1 protein-coding gene is annotated in these 1342 nt (G+C 75.9%); it reads left to right on the top strand.

The window, feature by feature from the left end; translation table 11 throughout:
* Nucleotides 1–1241 (top strand): SUKH-4 family immunity protein (locus tag ABZ070_RS37395; RefSeq protein WP_356640665.1); only part of this gene is annotated, 1241 nt, incomplete at its 5' end.
* Between the last annotated feature and the right edge of the window lie 101 nt (nucleotides 1242–1342).

The following is a 1342-nucleotide window of genomic DNA, read 5'->3' as shown; positions in this document are numbered from 1 at the left end:
CCCAGATGGGCCCGGGTGCGCCGCAGCCCCCCGGTCCGCCCGGGGCCCCGCAGCCTCCCGGTCCGCCGGCGCCTCCTGGTTCGACGCCGCCGCCCGGTGGGGGTGTGCATCATGCTGCGACGATGCTGGCCGGCCCGGCCCAGATGGGCCCCGGCGCGCCGCAGCCCCCCGGTCCGCCCGGTCCTCCCGGGCCGGTGGCGAACGCGCCGCAGCCGCCTCAGGGCGGCGGGCGGCCGCCGTACGGGTATCCGCAGCAGCCGACCGGTCTGCCCACGGTCGGTCCCGGCTATCAGGCCGTCCTGCGCTACCGCGCACCCGACGGTTCCGAGGCCCAGCTGATCCGTCGCTCCGCCCCCGGCACTCCGCACCCGGAGTGGCAGATCCTGCACGAGCTGCGTGCCATGAACGTGCCGCCGCAGCAGGTGCTCGAGCTGCACACGGAGCTCGAGTCGTGCGAGCTGCCGGGTGCGTACTGCGCGCGGATGATCCGCGAGACGTGGCCGCAGGCACGGATCACGTCGATCGCCCCGTACGGCAGGGACCACGCGTCCCGCCGGCAGGGCATGCAGCAGCTCATCGCGCACCAGGGTGAGCTGCACCAGGTGGCGGACGGGCCCGCCCGGCCCGCGCCGGTGCGTGCACCGCTGCCGCAGGTTCCGCCGGCCCCGCCGATCCCGCCGGAGGGCGTCGCCCAGGAGCTGGCGGGGGCGTTCGGGCCGCAGGGCATCTGCCGGTTCGACCAGCGGGCCGTCTCGCGGCAGGGCGTGCCGGAGATCGTCGCGGCGACGCTGGTGTGGGCGGGCCTGCCGGGCGACTTCAACCCGTTCTTCTGGGCGCAGCCCGCCCAGCCGGTGGTGCCAACGCTGGCGGAGCTCGCCGCCCAGCGGCAGGTGCAGCCGGCGTCGGACGCGGGTTCGTATCTGGTGATCGGCAGCGACTTCGGCCGGGCGATCTGTGTCCAGTACGGCACCGCGCACATCGTCGCGGTGCCCGTGGAGGCGGGTCCCGGCGGCCAGCCCGTGGCGCCGCAGTTCGTGAACACGGGCCTGCCGGAGTTCGTGCGCTGCCTGGCGTTGCTCGGCCGCATGTGGCGCCTGCGCTTCGGTCTCACTCCGGAGCAGGCCGGTCGCTGGACGGTCGACTTCCAGGCGCAGCTGGCGGCCCTGGACCCGGCGGCGCTGTCGTCGCCGGAGAGCTGGTGGTCGGTGCTGCTGGAGCAGATGTGGGACGGACTGCTCTGACGCACTTGTGACGTGCGGATCCCTCTCCCGCCGGGCCCGGTTCGCCGAACCCGGCCCCGCGGGCGGCGGGGTGCCGGGGGGTAAGCGGGAAGGCGGGACCC

Source organism: Streptomyces sp. NPDC006283, from assembly GCF_040613325.1.
Classification (GTDB): Bacteria; Actinomycetota; Actinomycetes; order Streptomycetales; family Streptomycetaceae; genus Streptomyces.
Note: the sequence above shows the minus strand (reverse complement) of the source record. Positions and strands in the feature narration are given on the sequence as shown.